This is a genomic window from Burkholderia sp. Se-20378 (assembly GCF_017104665.1).
Taxonomy (GTDB): Bacteria; Pseudomonadota; Gammaproteobacteria; order Burkholderiales; family Burkholderiaceae; genus Burkholderia; species Burkholderia lata.
The window spans coordinates 1-2,944 of record NZ_JAAGPG010000749.1 but is presented as its reverse complement, the minus strand read 5'-3'; the positions used below and the strand labels follow the sequence as shown (position 1 = coordinate 2,944).

Sequence of the window (2,944 nt, the reverse complement as noted above, 5' to 3'; positions counted from 1 at the left end):
GGCGGCGCAGCGTGCTCCGTGTGCTCGGCATGCTTCGCGCGACGCGGCTCCGCCGGTGCGTGCTTCGTCGCCGGCCTGGCGGACGATTCCGCCGGCGCGTCGGCCACGGCCTTCGACGGCGCTGCCGCGACCGGTGCGGTTTCTACCTTTGATTCTCGCACCGGTGCGCCGGCCTTCAGGTTGCCGTCGCCTTCGACCTCGAGGCGGATCAGCTCGCTGCCGACCGCCATCATCTCGCCGATCCGGCCGCCGAGCTCGATCACCTTGCCCGTCACCGGCGACGGAATCTCGACCGCCGCCTTGTCGGTCATCACGTCGGCGAGCGGTTGGTCTTCCTTGATCGTCTGCCCGACTTCCACGTGCCAGGCCACCAGCTCGACCTCGGCAATCCCTTCGCCGATATCCGGCATCTTGATGACATGAATCCCCATCTCACGCCTCCATCACGCGTCGCAACGCTTCACCGACCCGGGCCGGGCCCGGAAAGTACGCCCACTCCTGCGCATGCGGATACGGCGTATCCCAGCCTGTCGTGCGCTCGACCGGCGCTTCGAGGTGGTAGAAGCAATGTTCCTGGACCAGCGACACCAGTTCCGCACCGTAACCGCAGGTGCGCGTCGCCTCGTGCACCACGACGCAGCGGCCGGTCTTGCGCACCGACGCGACGATCGTGTCGAGGTCGAGCGGCCACAGCGTGCGCAGGTCGATCACCTCCGCATCGATGCCCGTCTCCTCGGCCGCGGCGAGCGACACGTGCACCGTCGTGCCGTAGGTCAGCACCGTGACGTCGTTGCCGGGACGCACCACGGCGGCCGTATCGAGCGGCACCGTGTAGTAGCCCTCGGGCACCGCGCTGGCCGGATGCTTGAGCCACGACGTGACCGGCCGGTCGTGATGGCCGTCGAACGGCCCGTTGTACAGCCGTTTCGGCTCGAGGAAGATCACCGGATCGTCGTTCTCGATGGATGCGATCAGCAGCCCCTTCGCGTCGTACGGATTAGACGGCATCACGGTGCGCAGCCCGCACACCTGCGTGAACATCGCCTCCGGGCTCTGGCTGTGCGTCTGGCCGCCGTAGATGCCGCCGCCGCAGGGCATGCGGATCGTCATCGGCGCGATGAACTGGCCGGCCGAGCGATAGCGCAGCCGCGCGCCTTCCGACACGATCTGGTCGGATGCCGGGTAGAAATAGTCGGCGAACTGGATCTCGCACACTGGGCGCAGCCCGTATGCGCCCATCCCCACCGCCGCGCCGACGATCCCGCTTTCGGAGATCGGCGCATCGAACACGCGCGACTTGCCGTATTTGTTCTGCAGTCCTTCGGTACAGCGGAACACGCCGCCGAAATAGCCGACGTCCTGCCCGAACACGACCACGTCGCTGTCGCGCCCGAGCATCACGTCCATCGCCGAGCGCAGCGCCTGGATCATCGTCATCGGCTGCGTTGCCGTGCCGGTTTCTTGTTGCGCCATGATCACGCTCCCAGTTCCTGGCGCTGACGGCGCAGGTGCGCGGGCAGCTCCTTGTACACGTCGTCGAACATCGACGCCGGCGACGGAATCCGGTCGTCGGCCAGCGTGCCGTATTTCTCCGCTTCCTTCTGCGCGGCGATCACCTCGGCCTCGAGCTCGGCCGTCAACGCTTCGTGCGCGCTGTCCGACCAGATGCCCTTGACGATCAGGTGGCGCTTGAAGCGCTCGATCGGATCGCCGAGCGGGAAATGGGACCAGTCGTCGCTCGGCCGGTACTTGGTCGGATCGTCCGACGTCGAGTGCGCGCCCGCACGGTAGGTCACCCACTCGATCAGCGTCGGGCCGAGGTTGCGGCGCGCGCGTTCGGCCGCCCAGCTCGACGCCGCGTAGATCGCGAGGAAGTCGTTGCCGTCGACGCGCAGCGATGCGATCCCGCAGCCGACGCCGCGACCGGCGAAGGTCGTGCCTTCGCCGCCCGCGATCGCCTGGAACGTGGAGATCGCCCACTGGTTGTTGACGACGTTCAGCACGACCGGCGCGCGGTACACGTGCGCGAACGTGAGCGCGGTGTGGAAGTCGGATTCGGCTGTCGCACCGTCACCGATCCACGCGGACGCGATCTTCGTGTCGCCCTTGATCGCCGACGCCATCGCCCAGCCGACCGCCTGGATGAACTGCGTCGCGAGGTTGCCGGAAATGGAGAAGAAGCCCGCTTCGCGGTCCGAGTACATCACGGGGAGCTGGCGGCCTTTCAGCGGGTCGCCTTCGTTCGACATCAGCTGGCAGATCATTCGCTCGAGCGATACGTCGCGCGCGATCAGGATGCTCTGCTGGCGGTAGGTCGGGAAGCACATGTCGCCGTCGCGCAGCGCCATCGCGTGCGCGGTGCCGATCGCCTCTTCGCCGAGGCTCAACATGTAGAAGGAGATTTTCTTCTGACGCTGCGCGATCATCATGCGCGCGTCGAAAATGCGGGTCTTGAGCATCGCGCGCAGGCCGGCGATCAGCCGCGCATCGTCGAGATCCGGCGCCCACGGGCCGACGGCCTTGCCGCTGTCGTCGAGCACGCGCACGAGGCTGCGGGCGAGATCGGCGGTGTCCGCCGCGGCAACGTCGATCGGCGGGCGGCGAACGGCGCCGGCCGGCGATAGATGCAGATAGGAAAAGTCCGTCTTGCAGCCCGGGCGCCCGGTGGGCTCCGGCACATGCAGACGCAATGGCTCTGACAGGCTCATCGTGTCGTCTCCACGCTCGATTGTGTCTCACGCTGAATTAGGAACGCGCGACCGGTTGCCGGCCTGCGCGCGGGCTGGCGTGCGGATAGGCACGCCAACCTTGGAAATTTATGCGCTGTGACGGCGAACGTCGATGACCAACCCGCTCGACCACGGTGAGCAGATTTGCCATGTCGGGTGCGGGAGGCCCGTCGTACGGGCGCCAGCCGGTGGTCCGGCGTGGCCGTACCGGGGGA

General features: G+C 67.4%; 3 protein-coding genes. All 3 read right to left on the bottom strand.

Translation table 11 applies throughout. The features are described 5' to 3' along the window. Positions 1–431 (bottom strand): biotin/lipoyl-containing protein (locus G3N93_RS37015; RefSeq protein ID WP_307873450.1); only part of this gene is annotated, 431 nt, incomplete at its 3' end. Position 432: 1 nt separating this feature from the next. Then, positions 433–1,473: an alpha-ketoacid dehydrogenase subunit beta gene (locus G3N93_RS37010; RefSeq protein ID WP_043182180.1), complete on the bottom strand. Its 1,041-nt coding sequence runs from the start codon at positions 1,471–1,473 to the stop codon at positions 433–435. A 2-nt stretch (positions 1,474–1,475) separates the two neighbouring features. Then, positions 1,476–2,708: a 3-methyl-2-oxobutanoate dehydrogenase (2-methylpropanoyl-transferring) subunit alpha gene (locus G3N93_RS37005; protein ID WP_174934976.1), complete on the bottom strand. Its 1,233-nt coding sequence runs from the start codon at positions 2,706–2,708 to the stop codon at positions 1,476–1,478. Positions 2,709–2,944: the final 236 nt, after the last annotated feature.